Origin of the sequence: Maribacter sp. (assembly GCF_016744255.1) — a bacterium.
Classification (GTDB): Bacteria; Bacteroidota; Bacteroidia; order Flavobacteriales; family Flavobacteriaceae; genus Maribacter_B.
This window is the reverse complement of the sequence record NZ_JADGES010000049.1, coordinates 1-25,563: the sequence shown is the minus strand read 5'-3', so window position 1 is coordinate 25,563 and position 25,563 is coordinate 1. Positions and strand designations below refer to the sequence as shown.

The following is a 25,563-nucleotide window of genomic DNA, read 5'->3' as shown; positions in this document are numbered from 1 at the left end:
TAAATAATACATTTAATTAAACAATATATTTTGCCTAGCTAAGTGTATAAATTTAACAATGTAAAATTGTGGGTGAATTACTATTAATAAAATACTAACCCCAACATCTATGCCATAAAATACATAAAACTACAGTATATAGAATATTAAACCTATTCTCAAGGGTTTTACAACAATAGCCTCTCCATTAACAGAAATACCATCCTTAAATAAATCATTAAAACCATAATACGCATGAAGATTGAACGTATTATAACCAAGACTAAAAGTTAATCCATAAACAAATTTTTGGGAATCTGTATTGTAAAAAGAGGCATCTCCCAAATCACTAACAATCTTAGATCTTGTACTAAAAACATATCCCAATTTAAAACCAGTATAGATTCTCCAAAACTTATAATTATCTACTGTTGCATTTCGCCATCGAAATTCTAATGGCATTTCTATTAAATGGGATTCTAATTTGTTTCTTGTATAATCATCATCACCACCTAAAACTGAGTACGAAATACCAGAAGCTCCTTCTGTTGCCTTTAAATTAGAATAATAGGTGTTTAATGCATAGCCTAAACCAACACCTAATGCTACCTTTCTGTCTTTAGATAAAGGTATATCTTTAATCACACCAGCCTGCAAACCATAAGACAAGTTTCTCTGGCTTACATCATTAGGTTGATTTACTAAAAAATTATACGTTATACCTAGATAAAATTGATCCTCCAAAAAGTTTTCATCTACACTTAAAGAATCAACTTTTGTTTGCCCATTGGCATTAAAAAACATAAAGATAATCACTAGAACGCTGCATACTTTCATAAGGTAAATTTAAACAAATAAAAAAAGCGCTTCAAATAAAATTTGAAGCGCTATAAAGTTTGAAAGTATTATTAACTAAACTAATTCTTAAATGCATCACCTTCATAGGTGGTATAATTCACCTTAAGCGCATTAACTTTTCTTAATTCTAATTTAATATCCGCTATTAAACCCATATTTGCATTTTTATCTACTTTCAAAGAAGTAGTTAAAACATTTTGAAGATCTTGTGATTTTTTAGCACGCTCCATTAAAATATAGTCACCCACATCGGATGCATTCGCGAATTTATCATTCAATTGAATCTTAGGCTCAGTACCATATGTTTTAGCAAATTCCTTAGTAGGCGCTCCAACATAGATAGTAATAACCCTATCCTTTTTCTCTAATTTTTTAATCTCATTAGCCTGAGGAAGTTCATTTGCAACTTTCACAGAACTATCTTTCATAACGGTAACCGTCATAAAAAAGAATAAAAGCATAAATACAATATCTGGAAGTGACGCAGTAGATACCGCTGGCACTTCTCCATCTTTCTTTTTTGCGAATTTTGACATACTGTTTTATTTAGCTTTAATTAATTAGATGTAGAAGTTTCTGCTTCAGAAAGTTTCTGAGGGAACAATCCTTGAATTCTCTTCACTTTTTCTTTTAACTCTTCCTTTACACTTGGTTCAGTCTCCGGATTTAAGTATTCCGCTTCCATAGCCGTAAAATCTTTTCTATAAAGTCTTTGCGACTCTCTATCTCTAAGGTCATTATAAGCTCCAACCAATTCGTTCTGAACCGTTATATATGTACCGTACTTAGTTTCCCTATCACTTTTTACAGAGATAATTGCTTTTGCAGGACTATCTGATGAACTAGCATCTCTTTTCCCTTTACAGTACTTACAATAATCCTCAGTTCCTGAAGGTGCTCCTCCATTATCTAAAAACGCAGAAGCTTTTTCTCTTAACTGATTTAATTGAATTAGCTCTCCGTCTGCCAATAACTGACCACTCTTGTTAATGCTAACCTGAAAAATATTTTTCTGCTTAACAATAACTTCCTCGTCTGTTGGCGGCTCCATAGGCGGTAACATACGATCCAAACCTGCATCTGTTTCTATAGTAGTTGTTACTAAGAAAAAGATTAACAATAAGAATGCTATGTCTGCCATAGAACCGGCGCTTACTTCTGGTGCTCCCGCTCTTCTTGCCATAGTGTTTTATTTTATTTACTAAACATTTTTTTAACTCCTGGTACTACTAAAGATCCTACTGCAATGATAGTTAGGATATAAAAAATGTTTATCCCCATTCCTATTTTCTTTACAGTACTCTCATCACTCATAGCCATAGCTTTATCGTCTACATCTGTACCGCTAGCTAAAACGTAAGAAACAATCACAACTAAGATAAAACCTCCGATTACAAACAGAACTTTCTTTATACCCTGAGGGTTAGACAAAAGGTTCTTTACAGTAAATACTAAACTAAATACAACTGCTGCACCTAGAAGTAAATATGTAATCATGAACATTGCGCCCATAGCACCACTTTGTGCTGCTTCTGCAGCAGGCATATCTCTATCAGGAAGCATAAACCATAATGCTGCTCCTATAAGACCTACTACAATTAATACTATTTTTAAAATTTTATGCATGACATTAATGTATTAAGTCCGACTTATTTTTTGTGATCTACCAACATATCAATCAAAGAGATTGATGAATCTTCCATGTCATTAACAATACTATCAATCTTAGCGATAATATAGTTATAAAAGATTTGTAGAATAATCGCCGTAATAAGACCAAATACAGTTGTTAATAATGCAACTTGAATATCACCTGCAATAAGAGATGCACTTAAGTTACCTACAGCTGCAATCTTTTGGAAGGCCTGGATCATACCAATTACCGTACCCATGAAACCAAGCATTGGTGCAATTGCAATAAATAATGATAACCAAGAAACATTCTTCTCTAATTGTCCCATTTGCACACCACCGTAAGCTACAACTGCTTTTTCTGCAGACTCTACACTTTCGCCAGCTCTATCTAAACCTTGATAGTAAATAGAAGCAACAGGTCCTTTTGTATTTCTACAAACCTCTTTTGCAGCTTCAACACCTCCAGAAGCTAAAGCATCTTCAACTTGTTGCTTTAACTTAGAAGAGTTTGTACTCGCCAAGTTTAAATATATAATTCTTTCGATTGCAACAGCTAATCCTAATATTAAACACAAAAGCACAATCCCCATGAAGCCTGCGCCCCCAGTGATAAACATTTCTTTTAATACTTGAGTAAAACTTTTTGCTACTTCAGCGTCTCCTTGTAATATTACAACTGCTGCTGATGTTTTTGCGCTTACTGTATTTGCACTTAGAGCAAATATCCCAGTCATTGCTAGGGTAGAGAATAATCTTTTCATTTTTTCAAACTTAAATTTAGTTAGTTAATAAGGGTTAAAGATAAATAAAAATACATTATAATTAAAAAAAAATCTGCAGAGAGGAAGGGATTCGAACCCTCGATACCCTTTTGGGGTATACACACTTTCCAGGCGTGCGCCTTCGACCACTCGGCCACCTCTCTATATTCAGCCTTAAAGGGCTGCCAAATAACAAAAAATATATTAGTTAAAGAAATAATACGAGTTATTTTTTAACTCATCTCTCCTCGAAGAGGCGTCTCAAAAATCGTCTTAAACGATTTCGTGGTCACACCAACCCCTAACATATACATCAACTTAGCTATTGCTGCCTCTGTTGTAATATCCTTACCATTAATTACTTGCATGTCTAACATTGCCTTACTAGTTTCATACTGCCCCATTATAACACTTCCGCCAGAACACTGAGTAACATTAACAATAAATAAATTATTTTTTATTGCATTTTTAAGTTCTTCCAAAAACCAATCCTCTGTAAACGCATTTCCTGCTCCATACGTCTCCAAAATTAGAGCCTTTAATCCCGGTATTTGAAGCACAGACTGCAAAACTTTAGGACTCAATCCTGGAAAAAGCTTCAAAACAGCAACATTGTTATCCATTTTTTTATGCACAAAAAACTTCTTTGCTGTTTTTGGTCGAAACAAGTTCTCTTTAAAAACTTTTAAATGCACTCCAGATTCTACTAAAGGCGGATGATTTAATGACGAGAAAGCCTCAAAATGTTCTGCGTTAATTTTAGTTGTTCTATTAGCTCTATACAACTTGTATTCAAAATACAAACCAACCTCCTGAACGACAGGTTTTCCATTTTCTTTCAATGCAGCAATTTGTATAGAGGTAATTAAATTTTCTTTAGCATCCGTACGCAAATCCCCAATTGGCAATTGCGAACCCGTAAATATTACCGGTTTTGCTAAATCTTCTAAAAGAAAACTTAGAGCAGATGCCGTATAACTCATCGTATCACTTCCATGCAAAACCACAAAGCCATCATGATTATGATAATTATCTTCTATTACAGAAGCTATTTGTAACCAATGCTTTAAACTCATATTGGAGGAATCAATAGGTTGATCAAAAGAAAATGTTTCTATTTCACAATCTAACTGATTAAGCTCTGGAATGTTACTTAAAAGTTCGTCGAAATCAAAGGCTTTCAAAGACCCAGTTTTATAATCTTTCACCATACCAATAGTTCCACCGGTATAAATCAATAATATGGTACTCTTTTTTGTCTTCACAACCTTATTTTTATCTTAATCACAATTAAATCCCAAACACTTCTTTTGAATTTTCGGTAGTTATCCATGCTATTTCTTCTTTACTTTTACCATAAACAGAGGCTACTTTCTCTAACACATTAAGAACATAAAGACTTTCATTTCTTTTACCTCTATAAGGCACTGGTGCTAAATACGGAGCATCGGTTTCTAAAACCACATGTTTAATGTTTATTTGATTTAAAAAAGCATCAATCTTACCGTTTTTAAAGGTTACCACGCCACCAATACCCAACTTCATATTATACGATATAGCCCTCTCAGCCTGCTCTAAGCTCCCTGTGAAACAATGAAAAATTCCGAATAAATCACTCCCCTTTTCGGATTCTAGAACTTCAAAAACAGCGTCAAAAGCATCTCTACAATGTATTACAATGGGAAGTTTATACTTTTTTGCTAATTGAATTTGAGTCCGAAAAGCTTCCTGTTGTTGTCTTAAAAAAGTTTTATCCCAATACAAGTCTATTCCTATTTCACCTACTGCAAAATATTTCCTAGAAGCCAGCTGCTCTTCCACATGCTGTAATTCTTCTTTAAAATTTTCTTTTACGTGCGTAGGATGCAAACCTGTCATTAAAAAAACATTATCTGGAAAAGATTTTTCCAACTGCAACATAGACTCGGTATATGTTGAATCTATTGCTGGTATAAAAAAACGCTCTACTCCCTTATCTATGGCATTTTGAATAGCCTGATTACGATCTTCATCAAAAGCCTCACTATATAAATGTGTATGTGTATCTGTAACAATCATAGCGCTAAAATAGCCTTATCTTTGGTAAAAAGAATACATGTCATCCTTGAAAAATTTCTTAAAAAAGAAAAAATACACCAAAACACCCTTAACACTAACCGCAACCAATCATTTTGAAATAACAGCAAAACTGAATAATATTACAGGTCGGTTTATTTTAGACACTGGAGCATCTAACACCTGCGTTGGTTTTGACAAGATAGATTTTTTTAACTTAACCCCTAAAGCATCTAAAATTAAAGCTGCAGGAGCGGGAGCGACGAACATGGAAACTTTAATATCTACCAAAAACAAAATAGAAATATTGGACTGGAAAATGAATAAGTTAAAACTTGTTTTATTCGATTTGCAACACGTAAATGAAGCACTAACCTCACATAATGCTCTACCTGTAGATGGTATTATAGGCGCTGACGTTCTAAAAAAAGCAAAAGCTATAATCGACTACGACAAAAAGTGTGTTTACCTAAAACAAAAAGCCTAAAGAGATTTTCTTTAGGCTTTTTGTTACTTTATAATTAATGCTAATTACAACTCCAATGCCTTCTCAACATTAGACCCCATCAATAATTCTTGAGGGTTTTCTAATGCTTCTTTAACAGCCACTAAGAACCCTACAGATTCTTTACCATCAATAATCCTATGATCATAAGAAAGCGCTACATACATTATTGGCGCAATTACAACAGCCCCATCTTTAACTACTGGTCTTTCTACAATATTATGCATTCCTAAAATTGCACTTTGTGGTGGATTAATAATTGGTGTTGACAACATAGAACCAAAGACACCTCCATTAGTAATTGTAAAGGTTCCGCCAGTCATTTCATCAATAGTAATTTCTCCTTCCCTTGCACGGATAGCTAACCTTTTAACCTCTGCCTCTACACCTCTAAATGTAAGATTTTCCGCATTCCTTATTACCGGAACCATTAATCCTTTTGGTCCAGATACCGCTATACTGATATCGCAAAAATCATACGAAAGCATTTCCTTACCATCTATCATTGAGTTCACAGAAGGATACATTTCTAATGCACGCGTTACTGCCAATGTAAAGAAAGACATAAAACCTAACCCTACACCATGCTTCTCTTTAAACGCCTCCTTATATTGCTTTCTTAAGGCAAAAATAGGCCCCATATCCACTTCGTTAAAAGTGGTTAACATAGCTGTTTCATTTTTAACAGACACCAAACGCTCTGCAACCTTACGACGCAACATAGAAAGCTTAGAACGACTTTCCCCTCTACTGCCTCCTGTTGTCGGAGTCCCCATAGAAGGCACTGCGCCAACAGCATCCCCTTTAGTTACTCTACCATCTTTTCCTGTTCCTTTTACAGAAGAAGCACTAATTCCTTTTTCATTTAAGATTTTCTTAGCTGCAGGTGATGCGGAACCAGTTGCATAACTCTCTTTTACAGGCGCTACAACCTCTTCTTTTTTAACCTCCGCCTTAGGAGCTTCTTCTTTCTTTTCCGATACTGCGCCTCCACCTTCTGGCTTTGTCGCACTAGTATCTATTAAACAAACCACAGCACCTACCTCAACAGCATCTCCAACTTCAGCCTTTAGAGTAATAATACCACTCTGTTCGGCAGGCAATTCTAAAGTAGCTTTATCTGAATCTACCTCTGCAATGGCTTGGTCTTTTTCTACATAATCACCATCTTCCACTAACCATTCTGCAATCTCTACCTCTGTTATAGATTCCCCCGGAGAAGGAACTTTCATTTCTAGAATCATTATTTATCTAATTTGATGTATTATTATTATTTTGGTCTTGTTAAATTGTCTTTGCTTTTATCAAAAACATAGTCGATCACTTGTTGGTGCCTCATTTTAGAACGCACCGCGCTACCAGCTGCTGGTGCGGCATAAAATCTTCTTGAAGCTACACGAAGCTTAGACACTTCGCTAAAATGCATCATCATATGACTCCAAGCACCCATATTTCTCGGCTCTTCTTGTGCCCAAACAAAATCATCTGCATTTATATACTTTTCCATAACTGCCTTCATCTGATTTTCTGGCAATGGAAACAATTGTTCTACTCGCACTAATGCAACATCTTCTCTGTTTTCTGCTTCCTTCACAGCAAGTAAATCGTAATAAAATTTACCCATACAGAAAACTACAGATTTCACCTTTTTAATATCCGCACTAGTATCATCAATAACTTCTTGAAAACATCCTGAAACAAAATCTTCGACAGGAGACACCGCTTTTGGGTGCCTTAATAAACTTTTTGGTGTAAAAACAACTAAAGGCTTTCTAAATTTAGTCTTCATTTGCCTTCTTAATATATGAAACATCTGTGCAGGCGTACTTACATCTGCTATATACATATTATCTCTTGCACACAATTGTAAGTAACGCTCCATTCTTGCTGAAGAATGTTCCGCTCCCTGCCCTTCATAACCATGAGGTAGCAACATTACTAAACCATTTTGCAACTTCCACTTGTCTTCCGCCGCAGAAATATATTGATCCAGCATAATTTGTGCACCATTACTAAAATCTCCAAATTGAGCCTCCCAAATAGTTAAGGTATTGGGACTAGCCATTGCATACCCATAATCAAAACCTACAACACCATATTCCGATAATAGAGAATTATAAATTTGAAATTTCCCTTGCTCTTTATTAATAGAATTTAAAAGTAAAACTTCTTCTTCACTTTCTTCTACTTTTATTACAGCATGCCGATGCGAAAAAGTACCTCTTTCTACATCTTGCCCAGACATTCTTACATCAAACCCCTCCTTTAACAAAGAACCATAAGCCAAAAGTTCTCCCATTGCCCAATCTAATTTATTAGACTCAAAGAACATTTTCTTTCTATCCTTTATAAGCTTTTCAACTTTTCTTAAGAATTTTTTATCCAAAGGAAGCTCTGTAATCACCTTTGCTATTTCCGTAAGACTTTTTTCATCAAAAGCGGTATCTACTTTTTTAAGCATCTCCCACTCACGAACATTTTTAAATCCGCTCCATTCATCTGCCATGAAAGGCGTAATTACTGTTTTATCTTCTTTTCTAGAATCCTCTAACTCCTCTTCTAAAGATTCCTTATATTCCTTCTCTAATCCTTTTACATAATCCAAACCAATTACCCCTTCCGCTATAAGCTTTGCCGAATATATATCTCTTGCATTTTTATGCTTTGCTATTGCTTTATAAAGCTTTGGCTGCGTAAATCTAGGCTCATCACCCTCATTATGACCATACTTACGATATCCTAGTAAATCTATAAAAACATCTCTACTAAAACGCATTCTATATTCTAGCGCAAACAAACATGCATGTACAACTGCCTCTGCATCGTCTGCATTAACGTGCATAATTGGACTTAGTGTAACTTTACCAACATCTGTACAATAGGTAGATGACCTTGCGTCCAAATAATTTGTTGTAAAACCAATTTGGTTATTCACTACTAAATGAATAGTTCCTCCTGTTTTATAACCATCTAAAGTTGCCATCTGCACAACTTCATAAACCAAACCTTGTCCTGCAATTGCAGCATCTCCATGCACAACAATTGGTAACACTTTAGAGAAGTCGTCTTCATAATGAGCATCTTGTTTTGCTCTTGCTATCCCTTCTACTACAGCTCCCACAGTCTCCAGATGCGATGGGTTAGGCGCTATATTCATTTTAATCTTATTGCCATTATCAGACATACGGTCTGATGTCCACCCTAAGTGATATTTAACATCTCCATCAAAAATTTCCTCTTCGTAATCTTTACCATCAAACTCACTAAAAATATCTTTTGCAGCTTTGCCAAAAACATTGGTCAAAACATTAAGTCTACCTCTGTGCGCCATCCCCATAACGAATTGCTTTACTCCCATTTCGGCTGCTCTTTCTACAATTGCATCTAAACCTGGAATTAGCGTTTCATTACCTTCTAAAGAAAATCTTTTTTGACCTACATATTTAGTGTGCAAAAAACTTTCAAAAGAAACTGCTTGGTTTAATTTCTTTAAGATATGCTTCTTATTTTCAGAAGCAAGCGTAGCTCTGTTATGATTAACATTCAGCCAGTCCTGTATCCACCCTACACGTTCCGGGTTTCTTATATACATATATTCCACCCCAATAGAATCACAATAGATACTTTTTAGGTGTTTTACTATTTGCCGCAGAGTACTTGGCCCTATACCGATAATCTCTCCTGCTTTAAAAACAGTATCGAAATCGTTTTCAGAAAGCCCGAAATTTTCGATATCCAAAGTTGGCGTGTATTTACGTCTATCACGAACTGGATTTGTTTCTGTAAACAAGTGTCCTCTACCGCGATAATCATCTATTAGTCCAATTACTTGAAACTCTTTTTGCAGTGAAGTAGGAATTTCTACTTCTTGCCCGTTCACGCCTATTGTTGTGCCATTTGCAGATGTAATCTCTAACTCATCTGCAGCACTTTCCTTTCCGAAATCAAAACCCTGAAAGAAAGCTCTCCAACTAGGCTCAACACTATCTGGCGCAACTAAATATTTGTCATATTGCTCTGCAAAAAAAGAAGTATGCACAGCATTTAAAAAGGAATATTTATCCATGTATTTTTTTCTGTAACTTTAGAATAAAGTTCGCCAAAAATACAACTTTTACGATTTCTACTGTAATATTGACTAGTTTTTATAGAAAAAAATAAACAATTATGGCTAAAATCCACAAAATCTTAGTAAATAGTTTTTTTTGCCTTGCTTTTTTTGCATTAAGTAATAACATAAGCTATTCTCAAAACGCTTATAAACAAAGTTCCTTTCGCGAAAACGTAAGGCTCGGCGGAGGTATAGGTTTAGGGTTTAGTAATGGAGGCTTTAACGGGTCTGTTTCCCCAAGTGCACTTTATAACATAAACAACTATTTTTCCGCAGGGGTTAGCTTAAATGTAAATTATGCCAAATACAACTTTAACAAACTATTTGCCTACGGAGGAAGTATACTTACATTATACAACCCAATTTCTTTTTTACAGTTTTCTGGTGAATTGGAACAACTACAAATCAATGAAGCTTTAGATTTAACCAACACTACCGTGAAAAATAATTATTGACCCCCTGCCTTGTTCTTAGGTGCTGGCTACAGAAGCAACATATTACTTTCGGAGTTAGGTATGATGTTCTTTACGATAAGAACAAAAGCATCTACGCAGATGCATGGATGCCTTTTGTAAGGGTGTATTTTTAATATAACTAACTATACCTAGCTTTAAGCCTTACTTTTTGGAGTTCTCTTTTAAAAATTAAAAAAGAAACCTGCTCTGCTATTTCCACAACATCTGTCACCTCTATTTCTTTAAAGGATTTTTCTGGAACATCTATAATGTACAACAGGTTAAGGTATTGATCAAATTTCTCTAAAATAAGCACATAAATTTTCTCCTGTAAAAGCTTAATTAAGTTCATAGCACCTACTTCCGGAGGCAGATTAAAATTAATATTTGCTAAAACAAAATCTTTCTGAATTTGCTCTACTAACTTAGAGTACAATTTCTCTGAGATTGCTTCTTTAATTAGCTCCTGTGTATTTTTAAACATCATACTTTTAAAACCGCCCTAAAACAGAGTCCTCTATTTTTACTTCTTAAAAACTATCCCATCTTTCATTACAAAAGTGACCTTCTCTAAAGAATGCACATTCTTAAATGGATTAACGTCTACCGCAATAATATCGGCAACAAACCCTTCTTTCAACTGCCCTAACTCATCTCCCATTCCTAACAGCTTTGCATTTGTAATAGTTGCAGACCTAAGAGCTTCTCCGACTGGCATTCCTGCCTCTACCATATAACCAAATTCTTTTGCATTAAGCCCATGAGGAAAAACACCTGCATCTGTGCCAAAAGCAATTGGCACTCCCTTTTTATAGGCTCTCTTAAACATATCTTGAACTAATGGCCCAATAGCCGCCGCTTTTTGGGATACAATTTCCGGAAAAAAACCTTTGATTTTAGCCTTTTCTGCAACTTGTTTTCCCGCAGTTATTGTTGGTACCAAATAGGTATTATGTTGTTTCATTAAATCCATCGTTTCATCACTCATCATAGTTCCATGCTCTATGGTATTTATACCTCCAAGAATAGCCCTTTGCATTCCCTCATCTCCATGGGCATGTGCAGCAGTCAACATACCGTAATCCTTTGCAGTTTCTGTAATTGCCTTTATCTCTTCTATTGTAAATTGAGGGTTTTGACCACTTTTTGCAACACTAAGAACTCCGCCAGTAGCGGTAATTTTTATCACGTCCGAACCATCCTTATATCTTTGTCTAACCGCTTTTCTACCATCGGCTGGGGAATTCACGACCCCTTCATTTGGACCAGGATTCCCCATCAACTCTTTCTTCATTCCGTTGGTTGGGTCAGCATGCCCTCCCGTTGTTGCAATAGCCTTACCTGCTGTGAAAATTCTTGGCCCTACAACCAAACCCTTGTCAATTGCTTTTCTTAAGGCTATATTTACTCCACTACCTCCTAAATCTCTAACCGTAGTAAAACCTGCCATCAATGTTCTTTCTGCATAAACAGTAGACTGAAAAGCTACATCAGCAGCATTATCTGTAAATCTTTTAGTGTATGTTTTTGGTCCAGACTCACTCTCTATATGAACATGCATATCGATAAATCCAGGAAGAATTACTTTACTCCTTAAATCAATAACAACATCTTTATCTGTTCCTAAAGTAAATCCCCTAAGAATACTCTTTATCTTATCTCCTGATACTACTATAGTTTTCTCTGAAAGTGATTTACCAGACGCTACATCTATAATGGCTCCGCATTGAATATACGTATCTTGTGCAACAATAGTAACTGTGAATAATAGAAAAATGGCACTAAAAAAATTTCTCATAATAGGAAAGGTTAAAAATTAATCAGGGGAAATATACTAATATTTCCCCTGACATTCTTTCTTATTATAAATTTGGCTAATTTATTAGCTCCTTATCTTCTGTTCCCAATCCCAAGCGGATTTCATAGCTTCATCTAAGGAGTATTGCGATTTCCAACCCAGTACTTCGTTGGCCTTAGTAGTATCTGCGTACGCAGAAGTTATATCTCCCTCTCTTCTATCTACTATTTTATAATTCAGTTTTTTACCTGAGACTCTCTCGAAACTTTGAATAGCTTCTAATACCGTACTACCTGTACCTGTGCCTACGTTAAACACTTCGTAATTATACGTATTTTTTCCTTCCAATAGTCTTTTTAATGCTAATACGTGGGCTTTAGCTAAATCTACCACATAAATATAATCCCTAACACAAGTACCATCTGGTGTTGGGTAATCTCCTCCAAAAACAGACAACTCTTCTCTAAGGCCTATTCCCGTTTGCGTAATATATGGCATTAAGTTCTGCGGCACTCCTATTGGCAACTCTCCTATTTCAGCACTTGGATGTGCACCCATTGGATTAAAATATCGTAAAGCAATTGCATTTAGGTTTGCATTTACCTTACAAGTATCTGCTATTATTTCTTCTCCCATTTGTTTTGTATTACCATAAGGAGATTCTGCTTGCTTCACTGGTGCGCTTTCTGTAATAGGCATTTTATCTGCTTGTCCGTAAACCGTACAAGAAGAACTAAAAATAAAACTTGCATTATTTTTAGCTGTCAATTCTTTTAAAAGATACACTAGCGTACCTATGTTGTTTTCATAATACAATAATGGCTTTTCTACACTCTCTCCTACTGCTTTTGAAGCCGCAAAATGAATAACACCCTGAATATCTGTATGGCGTTTAAAGAAATCTTCTACTTTAGATTTTTCTTTTAAATCAATCTTTTCAAACAAAGGCGTTTTTCCAGAAATAGTAGTAATGCCTTCTAAAACTTTTTCGGATGAGTTAGAGCAGTCATCAATAATAACCACCTCATAACCTTCATTTTGTAACTCAACTACAGTATGTGACCCAATAAAACCAAGACCACCAGTAACTAGTATTTTCATTTGCTTCTTTTTTATGGTAAATGTTTAGAACGTACAATAATAATATTAACTATGACTTATCCATTAACAAAATCGATAACCGCCTTAGTAATATAGGCTATCTGCTCATCCTCTAACTCTGTATGCATTGGTAAGGAGATAACCTCTTCTACCAATTGATTGGTTACTGGAAAATTCTCTTCTAAATACCTTTCGTCTACATAAGCTTTTTGCTTATGCAAAGGAATAGGATAATAAACCCCACATGGAATTTCCTTTTCATTTAAATGCTTTACTAAAGCATCTCTTTTTCCATTCGTAATCCTGAGTGTATATTGATGAAAAACATGACAATTGCACTCTTCACAAATTCCATCACAGCCATCAACTGTAATAGGGATTACTATATTCTCTTGCTCCTTAAAAGCTTGCGAATACTTTTTAGCTGCTGTTCTTCTACTATCGCAATACGCATCTAGCTTTGGTAATTTTGCACTTAAAACCGCTGCCTGTATAGAATCTAATCTAGAGTTTACACCAACAACATCATGGTGGTATCTTTCATACATACCATGATTTACAATTCCTCTTAATGTATGAGCTAACTCATCATCGTTTGTAAATATTGCTCCCCCGTCTCCGTAGCATCCCAAATTTTTGGATGGAAAAAAGCTAGTAGAACCTACATGACCTAAAGTTCCTGCTTTTTGTTTTCTTCCATCTTTAAATTTATAATCTGCACCAATAGCTTGGGCATTATCCTCTATTACAAAAAGATTATGCTTTTTCGCTATTTCTAATATAACATCCATGTTAGCACATTGCCCAAATAAATGCACAGGGACAATAGCTTTAGTTTTTGGTGTAATTGCCTTTTCTATAGCTGCTGGATCTATATTAAAAGTATCTAAATCTACATCTACCAAAACAGGAGTTAACTGCAACAAACCTATCACTTCAACAGTTGCAGCAAAAGTAAAATCGGCTGTTATAACTTCATCCCCAGGTTTTAACCCCAACCCCATCATAGCAATCTGCAAAGCATCTGTGCCATTTGCACATGGTATTACATGTTTAACTCCTAAATACATTTCTAGCTCTTTTTGAAAAGCATGTACATGTGGCCCATTAATATATGTAGAAGATTCTAAAATTTGTGTAATGGAAGTATTTACTTGCTCTTTAAGAGATTGGTATTGCCCTTGAAGGTCTACCATCTGAATTTTTCTCATTTGCTCTTATATATGTGTGTAAAATTACAAAATTAAGGATGTGCAACCAATGATTTTATGGAAAGAAACGTATTTTAGCAGTAAAGTATAAAGAGGTGTATTTTTTTTATAATATTATAATTTCAATTGCGGGACTATTACTTAGAGTAGTTGCACTTTTTAATCCTAAAATTTCTCTTTTTATTAAAGGGCGAAAGAATGTTTTTACCACACTAAAAAGAAACATATCCACAACGGATAAAACCATTTGGGTCCATGTTGCTTCTCTTGGCGAATTTGAACAAGGCCTACCAGTTATAGAAAAGCTAAAATCTATTTATCCGAATTACAAAATTCTAATCACTTTCTTTTCTCCTTCTGGCTACGAAATAAAAAAAAACACAAAAGCAGCCGATTTAGTAACGTACCTACCGCTGGATACTAAAAAAAATGCCGTTCAATTCTTAAATACAGTGCAACCTACACTAGCCATTTTTGTAAAATATGAAGTCTGGCCAAACTATTTAAAAGAACTACACCAAAGGCAGATACCTACTTTACTTCTTTCTGCTATTTTTAAAAAGAACCAAATATATTTTAAAGCCTATGGAAGTTTTATGCGCAAAACGCTTTCTAAATTCACTCATGTTTTTGCGCAAAATAGAGCATCCGTAGATTTACTAAAAACTATAAACTACGAGCAGGTTACTGTCAGTGGCGATACAAGGTTCGATAGAGTTTCTGAAATTCTACAAAGAGATAATTCTTTGGAGTTTATGCAATTTTTTAAAGGAACATCTAAATGCTTTATTGCTGGTAGTACCTGGCCCCAAGATGAAGCTATAATTACTCCATATATTAACCAGTGTACTAAGAATGTAAAATATGTTATTGCGCCACATAACATTAAAAGTGGGCACATTTTAGAATTAAAAGAGTCTATTAATAAAAAAGTTATTGGTTATACCGAATTACAAAATAAAAACATTGCAGATTACGATGTCTTAATAATAGACACCATTGGCTTACTTACCAAAATTTATAGCTATGCAGATATAACGTATGTTGGCGGTGGCTTCTCTACTGGTTTGCACAACACATTAGAACCCGCTGTTTTTGGAGTTCCTGTAATTATTGGACCAAATTATTCTGGATTTAAAGAAGCCGAAGAATTGGTCTCTTTAAAGGGAGTTATACCCATCACTAATACATCTGCATTTAAAGAACTCATGAATAAATTTCTAGAAAATTCTACTTTCCACAGCACTACAAGTTCTATTAACAAAGACTATGTAAAGAATAACACTGGTGCTAGCATCCAAATACTAGATTACATCCGTACTTTATTATAACAATCTATTCCTTTACATATGAAATTGCCCCAAACTTTCATTGTTTTGGTTTTTGGTGGTCTGTGTCTTTTTTCTTGTAAAAACGATTTTAATAATAACCTGCCTCCAAAACAAAAACAAAACAGCATTAAAGACTCCCTAAGAGCTAGACCCAAAAAGAGCAAACCTACACCCTACTTACCAAAAAAGACTCCAATTAAAAAGAAAAACACCACTAAAAAAGACACTCTTAAACCAAAATTTGCAACACCATAAATCTCCAAACTTGGGAGGAATAATTAAAACATCTTGTTTTTAAAGTAAAACTATAAACACAGAGTCTATTAGACAAAAGCAACGTTTTAACGAAAAAACAAGCATTTTGCCGATTCAAAATACTGTATATTAAGTATTTAATCGAAATCCTTTACTATTTTAAAGGATTTACAAAACTAATATCATACATTGTAGTAAATAAATAATATTATGGAACAGGAAATTACATTCGGTGTAAAATTACTGAACGGATTCCTAAGTATTACTGTAATTGCTTTAGTAGGGGTTTTACTTGCTGTAGCGTTATGTCTTATTCTTTGGTCCGTTGGTATTTTGTAACCACAAAAAAGCTGATTTCCCCAAATTGACTTCCTATTTATTGTTTAAAATTTGATTTTGACAAGCCAAAAAGCTCCTTTTCTAAGGGGCTTTTGTTTTTATTTTCATTAGATACATACAGTTATAGAAACCACATAAACACCTATTACAAAAAAGCCTTTCATTCCTGAATTGTTTATACATATTAAGGTATTATTTTGGTCATAAATTTATTAATCACTTTTAGATTTCATTACAGAATGAATAAAAAACCCAAACTATTAATTCCTTAAAGTCCCTCAAAAAACAATACCGATTCTTAAACCATATAAGAAGGATGAACAAAGTGAAGAAAACTTCGTGTTTCCTGAGCTAAAAAATGCTAATCTTAGTAACACCAAAGGTATTTATAACAGAAGAGAAACAGCCGCCAAAAAAAACAGCAGTACATATTACATGTCATAGTTTTGGAAATATTGCTAAAGAGGTAATCCAACCTTTAATACTACAAAATTATATCGTCATAGTGATTTGAATGTAGGTTCCCCTAATTGTTTAATAATTTGCTTCAATTATCACTAATGACTCCCTGTCAACAAAATGGACTGGAAAAAATAAACTATTTCAATTTTTACAGGTCAAATTTATCAGTGCAGTTGTTAAACCGACCAACTCGTGTATTTATAACCAATTGGGAGACTATTGAAAAACATCCATAATTTTACACAAAAACTAATAATAACTAGTGTTTACCCTATTCTAATCAACAGAAATCTATATGCATATGGATGTATAAAATAGTTTATCACGAATAATATATTAGTTGTTAAGCCATGCTTTAAATTCAGAAGCTTTATTCTTACTTATAATAATATCTATTTGGGCTTTAGGCTGAACTTCTATTTTTAATTGATTATTACCGTACCTTATAATTTTATCAATAGCATTTATCGATAAAATGTATTGCCTGTTTGCTCTAAAAAATAATGTTTTATTAAAATCATTATAAAGCTCATCTAGGCTACTATTACTAGTCGATTTTTTATTATCTACACTAATTACATAAGTAATAGTATTTTCCGTATAAACGTAGGCTATTTGTTCAACTAAAGTAGGAACTAGTTCATTCTTAGAATATGTTAAAATCCGTTGCTTACTATTCCCCTCTGTTTGAATTGGCTCTATAGTTTCTGCAGTTTTAATTTTGTTTTTATAGTTGATTAAAGCATAGTTTAATTTTGAAAGACTTAATACTTCATCGGAAAGTTTTTCATTTTTTAATTCTAATATTTTTTCATAATGACTACCAATTAAACGTACTGTTATTAAAGAAAGAATCACAATTAAAGCACCAGTAACGGAATAAACAATAATGAAATTTTTCTTTACAGCACTAATTTGTTCTTCAATTTTTTGAGTATTAGCATGAGCTGCAATAATCCAATCTGTATTTTTAACCGGGTAGACGTATATTATCTCTGAGGCTCTATTTTTTTCGCTGAAAGTTCTTATCCCTCCACCTTCTTTTTTATTTTTTAAATAAGAATGAAAATCTTTCGAAGTAGCATCGCCACTAATAGTCGAGATAAATGATTCTTTTGGTAATGTATACTTACCTATTTTCTCAATATTAGGATGACAAATTTCTTTTCCTGACCAATCAAACATACATAAAAAACCAGTCTCATTATCCGTCTTTTCTATACTTGTTTGAATATTCTTTATGACCTCATTTTCAGAAATACCACTAGAAATTTGTGAAGAAATCATACTTGAAAATTCCCTAGCCTCTCTCTTACTAGATTCCATTTGTATTTCTAAAAGTTGCTCCGTATTGGTATCAATAAGATAGTTCATGCTAAAATACCCTACTGCGAATACTATAAATAGCAAGGACATAAATGTAAAGAGGTAAAGTTTATCTTTCTTCATTATTAGTATGTTTCGTTTTTTTTAAAATTACTCGCCATACAAATCTAACTTATTCATAATAAATAATATTATATGAATAAGAAGATTGTTTTTATAAAATTTCAATCCTTTTTTTTCCTTTTTAACCTTAATTTTTTCCCTCTAACAAACATTAATGCTAATAAATCCGTGTGTTATAGATTGATTTGTAGAAAATTAAATAATAATAAACAATTAAAAAGATGAAAAAAACAATCAAAGAAGTAGCCTACTTATTTATGGCATTTATGTTCTTGCTACAAAGCTGTAGTAACGACGATGGAGAACCTTATGTTGCCCCAGAACCAAGTGGAGTCACAGTTCAATTATCAAGTGATTCTACTCTAGGAAGTATTTTAACAGATTCAGATGGTAATACGCTTTATTTCTTCTCAAAAGACACTAAAGATACATCGGAATGTTTAGGTGGCTGTGCGGATATTTGGCCGATTTTTTACTCTGAAAACCTTACAGTGGGTAATGGCTTAAACACCTCAGACTTCGCAACAATTACACGTACAGATGGTGAACTGCAAACAACTTACAAAGGATGGCCGTTATATTATTTTGCAAATGATAATGCCGCAGGTGATACTAATGGAGAAGATGTAAATAACATCTGGTATGTAGCTAAACCAGATTATTCCTTAATGTATGCAAAGGCTCAATTAGTAGGTCATGATGGTAATAATTACACGAGCGGTTATACCGTAGGTGACGAAGAAACAAGTTACATTGTAGATATCGATGGTAAAACACTATATACTTTCGTCAATGACACCAACAATACAAATAACTTCACAAATGCAGACTTTTCAAATAATGGAGTATGGCCAATTGCAGAGATAACATTAGACCAAATACCAAGTATTTTAAACAATGGTGATTTTGGTACAATCGATGTTTACGGTAGAACCCAACTAACTTACAAAGGATGGCCGTTATACTATTTTGGTCAAGATGCAGCACGTGGTGAGAATAAGGGAATTAGCTTTCCTGCACCAGGAGTTTGGCCAATTGCTAATGTAAATACCGTAATAGCTCCTAACCCTCCATCTGTTCAATTATCAAGTGATTCTACTCTAGGAAGTATTTTAACAGATTCAGATGGTAATACGCTTTATTTCTTTTCAAAAGATACTAAAGACACATCAGAATGTTTAGGTGGTTGTGCTAATATTTGGCCCATTTTTTACTCTGAAAATGTTATAACAGGCACAGGTTTAAACGCCTCAGATTTCCAAACAATTACACGTACAGATGGTGAATTGCAAACAACTTACAAAGGATGGCCGTTATATTATTTTGCAAATGATAATGCCGCAGGTGATACTAATGGAGAAGATGTAAATAACATCTGGTATGTAGCTAAACCAGATTATTCCTTAATGTATGCAAAGGCTCAATTAGTAGGTCATGATGGTAATAATTACACGAGCGGTTATACCGTAGGTGACGAAGAAACAAGTTACATTGTAGATATCGATGGTAAAACACTATATACTTTCGTCAATGACACCAACAATACAAATAACTTCACAAATGCAGACTTTTCAAATAATGGAGTATGGCCAATTGCAGAGATAACATTAGACCAAATACCGAGTATTTTAAACAATGGTGATTTTGGTACAATCGATGTTTACGGTAGAACCCAATTAACTTACAAAGGATGGCCGTTATACTATTTTGGTCAAGATGCAGCGCGTGGTGAGAATAAGGGAATTAGCTTTCCTGCACCAGGAGTCTGGCCAATTGCTAATGTAAATACGGCAATGGCTCCAAATTAGATTTATAGAAGATATTTTAGTTTCATTTTAATGATACGCTGACAAGCGTTTAATAAAAAATATGAATATGAAGAAATTAATGATCGTTGTTATTCTGGCTGTTTCAATCATTGCAACGGGTTATCAATTTAAGGATGTAGTCTCTAATCCTCCAGTAACATCGGACTTTACAGAAGCTCCTACGGAAGTAAGAGAAATTATGAGAGCCTCATGTTATGACTGTCACTCAAATGAAACTAAAATATCATTTTATAACAAACTTCCAATTATTGCTGAGTTAGTTAAAAAAGATGTTGAAGAAGGTAGGGCAAAACTAAACTTCTCAGAATGGGATAAGTATTCGGAAAAAGAAAAAAAGACCATTCTATATAACATTTTAACGAAGATTAAGAAGAATATAATGCCCCCAAAAGGCTATTCATTTATACATCCTGAAGCAGAAATTTCGGATCAGGGCTTAATTGCAATAGAAACATACATTAAGGGATTAGATAATAGTTTAGGCGTAAAGAATTCTAACAAAGATGAATTAGAATTTGAAAATGATTATAACCATTGGACTAATAATAAAAACAAAAAAAAGGTTGTTAAAAATGCCCCTAACGGAATTGCTTTTCCTAATGATTATAGAAGTTGGCAAGTTGTAAGTAGTTCTTTCCGAAAAGACAATAATACTTTACGTGTCATTTTGGGTAATGATATTGCAATAAAAGCAATAAATGAAAACAAAATAAACCCATGGCCAGATGGCGCTATTTTAGGTAAAGTTGTTTGGAACCAACGATCTGATGAAAATTGGGAAGCTGCTATAATACCTTCTTCATTTATTCATGCCGAGTTTATGTTCAAAGACTCGAAAAAATTTGAGAATACAAAAGATTGGGGATGGGCACGTTGGGTAGGCGAAGAATTAGCGCCTTTTGGTAAAAACCCCAGTTTTACACAAAGCTGTATCGAATGTCATACACCTGTAAAAAACAGAGATTATGTATTTTCCACTCCTTCCATTTTTCCATAAATATTTGGCTGATTTGTTTGTTAATTTTTGACAGGGGGTAATCAAAAAAAATCCTCCTGTCATTTTAATCCTAAGAAAATGAAAAAAATAGAAAAAGCTGTATTAATAATAGTATGCATAGTATTTGCTTCTTGCGAAAACTATGTAGAAGATAAATACGAAATAATAAATCAAGATTGCGACCCAAGCACATCATTTGTGAGTCAAATTAAGCCAATTATAGATAATAACTGTGTTAGTTGTCATAATGGCAATCAATTCCCAGATTTAAGAACTTATAATGGTGTTAGTACAAACTCTGCAATTATAAAAGAACAAGTTGTTAATAGAACTATGCCAATTGGAGATGTTTTAACTAATGAGGAAATTGATATAATAAGCTGTTGGATAGATAATGGTTCATATAATAACTAATAATACTTGAAGTTATGAGCAAAAAAGAGAAAATAATTTTCCCAGCCTTATTAGCTATAACGTTAATAATATTCTTTGGCCTTAAAGAGTATAACAAGCCACATGTTAATGTTGTCAAAGCAACTCCAGATATTATTACCAATTCAGAAGAAATAATAAATGAATTTCAGGATAATGAAGGTTTCGCTAATAAAAAATATCTAGATCAAATAGTTCAAGTAAGTGGTCATATATCAAAGATTGAAGCTTCAGAAAACAATGATATTATTATAACCTTTCTTAATAACAAAACGTCTTTTGGAACCGTGATTTGTCATCTTTCCTCTAGTGAAAACAAAGAATTAATTAACCTCAAGGAAGGACAAAATATTGTCGTTAAAGGTATCTGTACTGGATACTTGATGGATGTTATTTTGGTAAGATGTAACCTTGTTAAAATTTAAAAAAAATGAAATACATATTTACTATAATCATATGCTTTATAATAACAAATAATTTAATAGCTCAAGATAGATATATTACTAAACAAGGCACAATATCTTTCTTTTCTCATTCTCCAGTAGAAGACATTGAAGCTATTAACAATCAAATCTTAAGTATTGTTGATATAGAAACAGGCGATATTGCAATCTCCGTGTTAATGAAGTCTTTTATGTTTGAGAAATCCTTAATGCAAGAACATTTTAATGAAAATTATGTAGAATCAGATAAATTCCCTAAAGCTAAATTCACAGGAAAAATCATCGATATTAAAGACTCAACAGATAAAAACAAGGTTTTTATTGAAGGAGATTTAACTATACATGGAATTACTAATAAAGTAAAAGTAAAAGCCGATATAGAAGTTGATAATAATGTATCCTTAAAAGGTGTCTTTACAGTTTTAGTTGCGGATTATGAAATTAATATTCCTTCTGTAGTTAAAAATAACATAGCAAAAACTATTGAAATTACCTTTTCATTAAATCATAAAAAATTTAAATAATTTATCATGAAGAATATTTTAATAATAGTATTATTATTTTCAATTAATAGCACTTTTTCTCAAGACCTTATAGACATCCTAGAAAGTGAAAGTCCCAAACAAAGGAATTTTGTGTCGTCTACGTTTAAAGGAACAAGAATATTAAATGGCCACTCAATTGAAAACAGAAAAAAAGGAACATTAGAGTTTCTTATTTCTCATAGATTTGGTAGAATCAATCAAGGGATTGATGAATTATTTGGGTTAGATCAATCTAATATTCGTTTTGCATTTGAATATGGATTATCTGATAAGTTGATGTTAGGTTTAGGTCGAAGTTCATTTAATAAAACGTATGATGGCTTTGCTAAGTATCAATTAATAAAACAGAGTAAAGGAGAAAAATCTTTTCCATTTAGCGTATCTCTATTCGAAAGTGTAATCTACAGAACATTAAAAGACTACGACCCTGCTAACAAACCAAATTTCAATAAAAAATTAGCTTATACATCGCAGTTATTAATTGCTAGTAAAATTAATAATGCATTGTCTTTACAAATTACACCAACATATATTCATAATAATTCAGTGAGAACTAATGATGATTCACATGATATTTTTGCAATTGGTTTTGGCAATCGAATTAAGCTTAGCAAAAGAGTAACATTAAATACAGAATATTTCTATACAATTAATCCTTTAAAGTCAATTGACACAAAAAATTCGTTAGCCATTGGAATAGATATAGAAACAGGAGGGCATGTGTTTCAACTTATTTTATCGAATTCAATAACAATGATTGAAAGAGATTTTATAACAGAATCTACAAATGATTTTTTTAAAGGAGGAATCCATTTTGGGTTTAACATTTCAAGAGCATTTCAAGCAGGAAGAAATAAAAAATAATAATATTAAAAAGAGAAATATGATTAATTACCGAGTAAATTTTAAACCCCTTAAGATTTACTCGGGTTTTTTAAATATTTAGAATATGACAATGTATAGTGAAGTATATAAAGTTAATGGTCAAGATGATATAGATGATTATATGGTTATGGCAAACAGTACATATTTGAAGTATTCAGATTTAATAAGAACAAAATACTTTAGCAACAACATTAAAAACCTTCTTAAAATTAAAGAACAATCGAGTATTAGTTTTATTATAGTTGAACAATTCGTTTATAAAAAAATAGATCTATTTTTTACAAATTTATTTACTGTTGATATACAAATTCTAAATCTAGACTTGAATAATTATCAAATAACTACAAAGCATGATTTTTTTAACAAGAACAAACAATTATGCGCTACAACTAAATGTAATCTTATATGGAGTCTCGCTTGTGATTCTCTTACACATAAATTAGAATAATAATCAGACTTCCCCGACTTACCTTTAATTAAATGATACTTTTTAATCTTTTTCAGGACGAGATACATTTAAACTAAAAAAGCCTTTCAATTTCTTGAAAGGCTTTTTATTTGTACAGGCGGAGAGACTCGAACTCTCACACCTTGCGGCACTAGATCCTAAGTCTAGCGTGTCTACCAATTCCACCACGCCTGCAAAAGGATTGCAAATATAAAGTAAAAAATCAATTCTAAAATAATCTATCTTTAAAAAAGTTCTTTTGTATTTTTACGACAACTAATTAAAACATAAAATGCAAGACGTAAAAACTTATATATCAGAACATAAAGAGCGTTTCATCTCCGAACTTTTCGACTTATTAAAAATGCCATCGGTTAGTGCAGACCCCGCATTTTCCCAAGATGTTATAAATACAGCACAAAAAATCAAAGAAAGTTTACAACAGGCTGGTTGCGATTTAGTAGAAATTTGCGAAACAGAAGGATACCCTATTGTCTATGGAGAAAAAATTATAAATAAAGATTTGCCTACGGTTCTAGTATACGGTCATTATGATGTACAACCAGCAGATCCAATTGAACTTTGGGATTCTCCCCCATTTGAACCCGTAATTAAAAAAACAGAAAAACATCCAGAAGGTGCTATATATGCACGCGGGGCATGTGATGACAAAGGCCAAATGTATATGCATGTTAAGGCTTTAGAGTTTATGGTTAAAACAAACCAACTACCTTGCAATGTAAAGTTCATGATAGAGGGCGAAGAAGAAGTAGGTAGTAATAACTTAGGCATCTTTGTTGCAAATAATAAAGAAAAATTAACAAACGATATTATCTTAATTTCTGATACTGGAATGATTGCTAATGATGTTCCTTCCATAACCACAGGCTTACGTGGTCTTAGTTATGTAGAGGTAGAAGTTACCGGTCCAAATAGAGATTTACATTCTGGTTTATATGGCGGCGCAGTAGCAAACCCAATAAATATACTTAATAAAATGATTGCTTCGCTACACGATGAAAATAACCATATTACCATTCCTGGTTTTTATGATAAAGTAGAAGAACTATCTACCGAAGAAAGAGCAGAAATGGCAAAAGCTCCCTTTAGTTTAGATGCATATAAAAGTGCTTTAGATATTAATGCCGTTTATGGCGAAAAAGGGTATACAACCAATGAAAGAAATTCTATAAGACCAACTCTAGATGTAAATGGTATTTGGGGTGGCTATATTGGCGAAGGAGCAAAAACGGTAATAGCAAGCAAAGCATACGCTAAAATTTCTATGCGCTTAGTCCCAAACCAAGATTGGGAAGAAATTACGCAACTATTTAAAGCCCATTTCGAAAATATTGTTCCCGCAGGAGCAACCGTAAAAGTAACGCCACACCATGGTGGTCAAGGGTACGTTACCCCTATAAATACAATTGGTTACAATGCTGCTTCTAAAGCATACGAAGCCACTTTTGGAAAAAAACCAATTCCACAACGAAGCGGTGGTAGTATTCCTATTGTTGCCCTTTTTGAAAAAGAATTACAAAGCAAAACAATCCTTATGGGCTTTGGTCTAGATAGCGATGCTATACATTCTCCTAACGAGCATTTTGGCGTTTGGAACTACCTTAAAGGCATAGAAACCATACCGCATTTTTACACATACTTTACCGAACTTTCTAAAT

At 33.4% G+C, this 25,563-nt stretch carries 27 protein-coding genes and 2 tRNA genes; 13 read left to right on the top strand and 16 right to left on the bottom strand.

Annotated features, from left to right (window positions below):
- Positions 1-129: 129 nt before the first annotated feature.
- The 8 genes from QZZ51_RS09800 to QZZ51_RS09765 all read right to left on the bottom strand — a co-directional run bounded on the left by QZZ51_RS09800 (position 130) and on the right by QZZ51_RS09765 (position 5,291).
- On the bottom strand, positions 130-816 hold the full coding sequence (locus tag QZZ51_RS09800; protein WP_291869114.1) for a porin family protein: 687 nt from the start codon (positions 814-816) through the stop codon (positions 130-132).
- A gap of 80 nt (positions 817-896) precedes the next feature.
- Entirely contained in the window at positions 897-1,373 is a 477-nt protein-coding gene (locus QZZ51_RS09795; protein WP_291869112.1) for a biopolymer transporter ExbD, read from the bottom strand.
- Positions 1,374-1,393: 20 nt separating this feature from the next.
- Positions 1,394-2,020 (bottom strand): biopolymer transporter ExbD, encoded by a 627-nt coding sequence (locus QZZ51_RS09790; protein ID WP_291869110.1) that lies wholly within the window; start codon positions 2,018-2,020, stop codon positions 1,394-1,396.
- An 11-nt stretch (positions 2,021-2,031) separates the two neighbouring features.
- Positions 2,032-2,463, bottom strand: coding sequence for a hypothetical protein (locus tag QZZ51_RS09785; RefSeq protein WP_291869108.1), 432 nt, complete (start codon positions 2,461-2,463; stop codon positions 2,032-2,034).
- A 23-nt stretch (positions 2,464-2,486) separates the two neighbouring features.
- The gene (locus tag QZZ51_RS09780) at positions 2,487-3,233 is read right to left on the bottom strand and encodes a MotA/TolQ/ExbB proton channel family protein (RefSeq protein WP_291869106.1); all 747 of its coding nucleotides are present in this window, start codon (positions 3,231-3,233) and stop codon (positions 2,487-2,489) included.
- A 76-nt stretch (positions 3,234-3,309) separates the two neighbouring features.
- Positions 3,310-3,397 (bottom strand) — tRNA-Ser (locus QZZ51_RS09775).
- A 69-nt stretch (positions 3,398-3,466) separates the two neighbouring features.
- Positions 3,467-4,498 carry an asparaginase gene (locus tag QZZ51_RS09770; protein ID WP_291869104.1) on the bottom strand — a complete coding sequence of 344 codons (1,032 nt, stop codon included), beginning with the start codon at positions 4,496-4,498 and terminating at the stop codon, positions 3,467-3,469.
- Between the two features lie 25 nt (positions 4,499-4,523).
- Positions 4,524-5,291, bottom strand: coding sequence for a TatD family hydrolase (locus tag QZZ51_RS09765; protein ID WP_291869103.1), 768 nt, complete (start codon positions 5,289-5,291; stop codon positions 4,524-4,526).
- A 37-nt stretch (positions 5,292-5,328) separates the two neighbouring features.
- On the opposite strand from QZZ51_RS09765, the gene QZZ51_RS09760 reads away from it, so the two are divergent.
- Positions 5,329-5,775 carry a retropepsin-like aspartic protease gene (locus QZZ51_RS09760; RefSeq protein ID WP_291869102.1) on the top strand — a complete coding sequence of 149 codons (447 nt, stop codon included), beginning with the start codon at positions 5,329-5,331 and terminating at the stop codon, positions 5,773-5,775.
- Positions 5,776-5,819: 44 nt separating this feature from the next.
- Here the strand turns inward: QZZ51_RS09760 and odhB are convergent, their stop codons facing one another.
- Both odhB and QZZ51_RS09750 read right to left on the bottom strand, forming a co-directional pair.
- Positions 5,820-7,037 (bottom strand): 2-oxoglutarate dehydrogenase complex dihydrolipoyllysine-residue succinyltransferase, encoded by a 1,218-nt coding sequence (gene odhB / locus QZZ51_RS09755; protein ID WP_291869101.1) that lies wholly within the window; start codon positions 7,035-7,037, stop codon positions 5,820-5,822.
- A 26-nt stretch (positions 7,038-7,063) separates the two neighbouring features.
- Positions 7,064-9,859, bottom strand: a complete 2,796-nt coding sequence (locus QZZ51_RS09750) for a 2-oxoglutarate dehydrogenase E1 component (RefSeq protein WP_291869100.1) — start codon at positions 9,857-9,859, stop codon at positions 7,064-7,066.
- A gap of 101 nt (positions 9,860-9,960) precedes the next feature.
- On the opposite strand from QZZ51_RS09750, the gene QZZ51_RS09745 reads away from it, so the two are divergent.
- Positions 9,961-10,359: an alpha-ketoglutarate decarboxylase gene (locus QZZ51_RS09745; RefSeq protein ID WP_291869099.1), complete on the top strand. Its 399-nt coding sequence runs from the start codon at positions 9,961-9,963 to the stop codon at positions 10,357-10,359.
- Between the two features lie 139 nt (positions 10,360-10,498).
- Here QZZ51_RS09745 and QZZ51_RS09740 read toward each other — a convergent pair whose 3' ends face one another.
- From QZZ51_RS09740 to QZZ51_RS09725, 4 genes are all read right to left on the bottom strand, one after another.
- Positions 10,499-10,846, bottom strand: a complete 348-nt coding sequence (locus tag QZZ51_RS09740; protein WP_366511964.1) for a hypothetical protein — start codon at positions 10,844-10,846, stop codon at positions 10,499-10,501.
- A gap of 36 nt (positions 10,847-10,882) precedes the next feature.
- A complete protein-coding gene (locus QZZ51_RS09735) occupies positions 10,883-12,157 on the bottom strand; it encodes an amidohydrolase family protein (RefSeq protein ID WP_291869098.1) in 1,275 nt (424 codons plus the stop codon).
- A gap of 84 nt (positions 12,158-12,241) precedes the next feature.
- Positions 12,242-13,258 (bottom strand): UDP-glucose 4-epimerase GalE, encoded by a 1,017-nt coding sequence (gene galE, locus QZZ51_RS09730; protein ID WP_291869096.1) that lies wholly within the window; start codon positions 13,256-13,258, stop codon positions 12,242-12,244.
- Positions 13,259-13,314: 56 nt separating this feature from the next.
- A complete protein-coding gene (locus QZZ51_RS09725; RefSeq protein WP_291869093.1) occupies positions 13,315-14,469 on the bottom strand; it encodes a DegT/DnrJ/EryC1/StrS family aminotransferase in 1,155 nt (384 codons plus the stop codon).
- Between the two features lie 95 nt (positions 14,470-14,564).
- On the opposite strand from QZZ51_RS09725, the gene QZZ51_RS09720 reads away from it, so the two are divergent.
- The 3 genes from QZZ51_RS09720 (at position 14,565) to QZZ51_RS09710 (ending at position 16,394) form a co-directional block, all read left to right on the top strand.
- Positions 14,565-15,800 (top strand): glycosyltransferase N-terminal domain-containing protein, encoded by a 1,236-nt coding sequence (locus tag QZZ51_RS09720; protein ID WP_291869091.1) that lies wholly within the window; start codon positions 14,565-14,567, stop codon positions 15,798-15,800.
- Between the two features lie 18 nt (positions 15,801-15,818).
- Complete coding sequence (locus QZZ51_RS09715; RefSeq protein ID WP_291869089.1) at positions 15,819-16,055, top strand: hypothetical protein; 237 nt, start codon at positions 15,819-15,821, stop codon at positions 16,053-16,055.
- 210 nt (positions 16,056-16,265) lie between these two features.
- The gene (locus QZZ51_RS09710) at positions 16,266-16,394 is read left to right on the top strand and encodes a hypothetical protein (RefSeq protein WP_291869078.1); all 129 of its coding nucleotides are present in this window, start codon (positions 16,266-16,268) and stop codon (positions 16,392-16,394) included.
- A 798-nt stretch (positions 16,395-17,192) separates the two neighbouring features.
- Here the strand turns inward: QZZ51_RS09710 and QZZ51_RS09705 are convergent.
- Positions 17,193-18,305, bottom strand: a complete 1,113-nt coding sequence (locus tag QZZ51_RS09705) for a LytTR family transcriptional regulator (RefSeq protein WP_291869077.1) — start codon at positions 18,303-18,305, stop codon at positions 17,193-17,195.
- Positions 18,306-18,526: 221 nt separating this feature from the next.
- Here QZZ51_RS09705 and QZZ51_RS09700 point away from each other — a divergent pair, with 221 nt between their 5' ends.
- The 7 genes from QZZ51_RS09700 to QZZ51_RS16650 all read left to right on the top strand — a co-directional run bounded on the left by QZZ51_RS09700 (position 18,527) and on the right by QZZ51_RS16650 (position 23,884).
- Complete coding sequence (locus tag QZZ51_RS09700) at positions 18,527-20,113, top strand: hypothetical protein (RefSeq protein WP_291869076.1); 1,587 nt, start codon at positions 18,527-18,529, stop codon at positions 20,111-20,113.
- Between the two features lie 67 nt (positions 20,114-20,180).
- Entirely contained in the window at positions 20,181-21,131 is a 951-nt protein-coding gene (locus QZZ51_RS09695; RefSeq protein WP_291869075.1) for a cytochrome P460 family protein, read from the top strand.
- A 27-nt stretch (positions 21,132-21,158) separates the two neighbouring features.
- Complete coding sequence (locus QZZ51_RS09690; protein WP_291869073.1) at positions 21,159-21,545, top strand: cytochrome c; 387 nt, start codon at positions 21,159-21,161, stop codon at positions 21,543-21,545.
- Positions 21,546-21,559: 14 nt separating this feature from the next.
- Complete coding sequence (locus QZZ51_RS09685) at positions 21,560-21,988, top strand: hypothetical protein (protein ID WP_291869071.1); 429 nt, start codon at positions 21,560-21,562, stop codon at positions 21,986-21,988.
- A gap of 5 nt (positions 21,989-21,993) precedes the next feature.
- Complete coding sequence (locus QZZ51_RS09680) at positions 21,994-22,530, top strand: YceI family protein (protein WP_291869070.1); 537 nt, start codon at positions 21,994-21,996, stop codon at positions 22,528-22,530.
- A gap of 6 nt (positions 22,531-22,536) precedes the next feature.
- Positions 22,537-23,415 (top strand): DUF5777 family beta-barrel protein, encoded by an 879-nt coding sequence (locus QZZ51_RS09675; RefSeq protein ID WP_291869068.1) that lies wholly within the window; start codon positions 22,537-22,539, stop codon positions 23,413-23,415.
- A gap of 85 nt (positions 23,416-23,500) precedes the next feature.
- On the top strand, positions 23,501-23,884 hold the full coding sequence (locus tag QZZ51_RS16650; protein ID WP_366511963.1) for a thioesterase family protein: 384 nt from the start codon (positions 23,501-23,503) through the stop codon (positions 23,882-23,884).
- A gap of 113 nt (positions 23,885-23,997) precedes the next feature.
- On the opposite strand, the gene QZZ51_RS09670 is transcribed toward QZZ51_RS16650, so the two are convergent.
- Positions 23,998-24,079: transfer RNA gene (locus tag QZZ51_RS09670), tRNA-Leu, on the bottom strand.
- Between the two features lie 97 nt (positions 24,080-24,176).
- Between QZZ51_RS09670 and QZZ51_RS09665 the strand changes: the two genes are divergently transcribed.
- Positions 24,177-25,563, top strand: a 1,387-nt coding sequence (locus tag QZZ51_RS09665) for a dipeptidase (RefSeq protein WP_291869066.1), incomplete at its 3' end; no start/stop codon positions are given.